1 protein-coding gene and 1 pseudogene are annotated in these 2,902 nt (G+C 56.1%); both read right to left on the bottom strand.

Annotated elements, in window-relative coordinates; translation table 11 throughout:
* Window positions 1–701 precede the first annotated feature (701 nt).
* The gene (locus HPY90_RS15720; RefSeq protein ID WP_287195904.1) at window positions 702–2,108 is read right to left on the bottom strand and encodes a zinc ribbon domain-containing protein; all 1,407 of its coding nucleotides are present in this window, start codon (window positions 2,106–2,108) and stop codon (window positions 702–704) included.
* Window positions 2,053–2,720 (bottom strand): annotated as a pseudogene (locus tag HPY90_RS15715) (IS607 family transposase). Before HPY90_RS15715 ends, HPY90_RS15720 begins: the two are co-directional and overlap by 56 nt.
* Window positions 2,721–2,902 lie beyond the last annotated feature (182 nt).

The raw sequence follows: 2,902 nt of genomic DNA, 5'->3' as shown, positions 1-2,902 counted from the left end.
AATAATCAGACCCGGGAGTGCAGCCGTGGTGGGGGGCGGCCACCACGATTTCTTTTCTCTCTCCCTGCCGGTAAAAAAGGGCATCCTGCGGGTTGTGTTTCTTGGCCATTTTTTCACCCGCTTTTTTGAGCAATCCTGGTTATCATATCATTAATTATTACGCAGAGAAGTTAACTGTTTCATTTTTGCTATCAGGTTTTATCAGAAGATAGCACCCTGACAGCAAAGCAGGCTTCAAGTTCACGCTCTCCGAGAGGCCAACTTTCTCGCCCACCCAGCTGGCAGGATGAACGGACCATGGCATCTGGAGTCCCGCCCGAAACAGTCACGTGCAGAGTCGAGGAGCGTCATCTGGCAGCCGAAGCCACCGTCTTCTTCCAGCTCCGCAACGCTTCCAAACGGCGGGGTGGTGCTGGCGCCCAGCCTGCAGGGCTCCCACCCGGAGAGGACGGAGTCGATTGGCGCCGCTGCCAGGGTGGCAATTGAAGCGCGCACTCCCAGCAGGGCACCCGGCGGTGCTCAGGGCCTGTGCCCTTCATCGTAAAAGCCTGCCTTCGCGTGCGCCTCACGCCAGCCGGCGCACGTTCCAGCAGTACTTTCTCCCGCCGGGCCGCCTCCGCCTCCCGTGCCCCGGGACGCCCGGGGCAAACAGATGCGGCTAAACCGCACTGCTTTCGTAGTGGCGGCGCAAGAGTACCTCTTTAACCTCTTTGTAAGGCGTGTACCGGGTTATCTCGCCGTCGTGCAGCCTGCTCTTCGTCGTGCAGCCTGCTCTTCAGATTCATCGCGCTCACCTGATCCGCGTCTGCTGTAAACTCGCACTTCCGGCACCTGAAGAAGTCGCCGCTGCGGTTCTGGGTATCCACCCAATGACACTTTGGGCACTCCTGGCTGGAGTAGGCCGCGTTCTGCGGGCCGGGGTCGGTGACGGAGTGGACACGGTTTTTGTACTCCAGCCGCTTTTTCATTATGCTCCGCTGCCAGATGCTCACCTTGCGGGTAAGGCCCTTGCTTTTGGCCTTGCCCCTCAGGTGGGCGAGGTCTTCGTAGGCAATTATCTTCGGCCGGCGTTCTTTGTAGAATTCGTTAAAGGCCCGGTTGATTTCGTTCTCGCACCTGGCCCGGTATCTCTTGTTCCTTTTGGTTTGCTTGGCAAGGCCCAGGTTGTGCCTCAGGATACGGCGGGCCTTGGGTGGGTCCTGCTTCAAAAACTTTCGGTAGAGAGTCCAAAGTTTGCCACGTTTTTGGCTTTTGTCTAAAATACGGTCGGACATTTCCCGCAGGGCCTTCCCGTATTCGGGCCGGTACTTCTTGCCGGCATCGTCGGTGAACACTTCCGTTACACCCAGATCAATGCCCACCTCTTCCTCGCCGGGCGGGTAGGCTTTTGGTTCCCTGGTCAGGTGGATTTCCACCGCCTGCTCGTCAGGCAACAATATCACCCGCAAGTTGCCTTCTATTGCGTGCACCCCGGCCAAAGGGATGATCACCCTTTCACCCGGGACCAGGGTAGCCACGGCAATGTACTGGCGGTTCCCTACGGTGAACACCCGGTACATCTGCTGGTCTACCACGAAGCTGCGCACCCTTTTGACGCGGGGCTTTTTGCCCAGAACGTGGCGGAAGGTGCGCTTTAAGTATTTTCTCACTTTCGCGCGGCCCTTCGCGTCCAGGTTTATCTTTTTGCTGGCTACATCCTCACCGGTGAAGACAGCCTGGATGCGTTTCCAGTCGCGGCCGTGCTTTTTATGCCTGTACAGCAGCCAGAAGGCGTAGTGCTTTTCTTCGTCGGTCATTCCTTTGTGACGGTAAAGGTGCTCCTTGACCTCGGCGATGGCGGCCTCCCACTGCCTCTCCAGGGTGTGGAGAGCGTCGTCCAGGGCCAGCTTCCACTGCCGGGCCTGGAGGCCGAAGCGGTTGGGAAGTCCAGCTTTCACCAGCTCGTCCCGCAACTCGCGTTTTTCGCCCAGGTAGTGCAGGTATTTGACGTGTTCGAATTGAACCAAGAAAGCGTCCTTCTGGCGGGCGTAGGCTTCGGTGGTCTTGACGATTTCAGACCACTTCTTTTTGTTCAGCGACAGGCCTTTTTGCTTTACCGTCTGCTGCACCGGACAGCACCTCCTTCACCGTTTTGATGAGCTTCCGGGCCTTGTAGGTTCTCTGGCCATAGAGCTTGGCCGCGAAGCGCTGGACGATGCTGATCAGGTCTTCGGTCAACTCCTGGGCCGGGGACATGTCTTCGGCCTTGTTAACCACCAGGATTTCACAGCCGAATTTGGCGAACAGGTCTTCGAAGAAATCGAAGCCGAACCGCACCAGGCGGTCCTTGTGAGCAACGACGACAGTTTTGACTTCTCCCCGAGTGACCATGCCGCACAGCTTCAGGAAATTCTTGCGCCTGTAATTGAGGGCGGAGCCGACATCGGCAAGTATTTCGTCCACGGTTAGCCCCTTGCCGGCGGCGAAGTCCTTCAGGTATTTCAGCTGGTCTTCCAGGTCCGGTTTCTGGCCGGCTGATGACACCCGGGCATATAAAACGATTTTCTTTGGTTCCTGGCGATTCTTTATGCCCAGTGCCCGGTAGAGCATTTCTTCAGTATACCTTCGTTTGTTAGTTGGGGTACGTAAAGCAACCAGTTACCTTCTTTATCCCAAGCGCGAAGAGTCGATACGCTGACGCCAAGTTTTTCGGCAAACTCGCTTATTGTATATAGCTTCATGAAAATCACCACCTGGTATTAGTTTATATCAGGCGGTGGTATTTGGCAATCCCTGCTTAAGATACTTGTTAGAAGGGAAAAAGCTGTTTTCTACCTCCTGCTGCCGGGGGATTTACCGGCCGGAGCCGGGAAATTTCATGATTTTTGCCTGGCTCTTTTTCCTGGTATAGGGGGTGCAGAAA

This window comes from Syntrophothermus sp. (genome assembly GCF_013314835.1).
GTDB classification, from domain to species: Bacteria; Bacillota; Syntrophomonadia; order Syntrophomonadales; family Syntrophothermaceae; genus Syntrophothermus; species Syntrophothermus lipocalidus.
The sequence above is the reverse complement of the archived record's forward strand: the minus strand, read 5'-3'. Positions and strand labels throughout refer to the sequence as shown.